At 69.8% G+C, this 460-nt stretch carries 1 protein-coding gene; it reads left to right on the forward strand.

What is annotated here, in order from left to right:
• On the forward strand, positions 1–460 hold a 460-nt coding region (locus tag G3I78_RS48170), incomplete at both ends, for an FTR1 family protein (RefSeq protein ID WP_203616538.1).

A 460-nucleotide genomic window follows, 5' to 3' on the forward strand; every position in this document is an offset into this window, starting at 1 on the left:
GTGGATGGTCTTCTGGATGAAGCGCACCGCGCGGCACATGAAGGCCGAGCTGCAGGACAAGCTCGACGCGGCCCTCGCGATGGGCACGGGCGCCCTGGTGACCACGGCGTTCCTGGCCGTCGGCCGGGAGGGCCTGGAGACCTCGCTGTTCGTGTGGCGGTCGGTGCACGCGGCCGGTGACGGCGCGGGTCCGCTGGTGGGCGTGCTGCTCGGCATCGGATCGTCGATCCTGCTGGGCTGGCTGTTCTACCGCGGCGCGCTGAAGATCAACCTGTCCAGGTTCTTCACGTGGACCGGCGGCATGCTGGTCGTGGTCGCCGCGGGCGTGCTCGCGTACGGGGTGCACGACCTCCAGGAGGCCGAGTTCCTGCCGGGCCTGATGAACAAGGCCTTCGACATCACCGCGGCCGTCCCGCCGGACAGCTGGTACGGGACCCTGCTGAAGGGCACGTTCACCGTC

Origin of the sequence: Streptomyces sp. SID13726 (assembly GCF_010548375.1) — a bacterium.
Classification (GTDB): Bacteria; Actinomycetota; Actinomycetes; order Streptomycetales; family Streptomycetaceae; genus Streptomyces.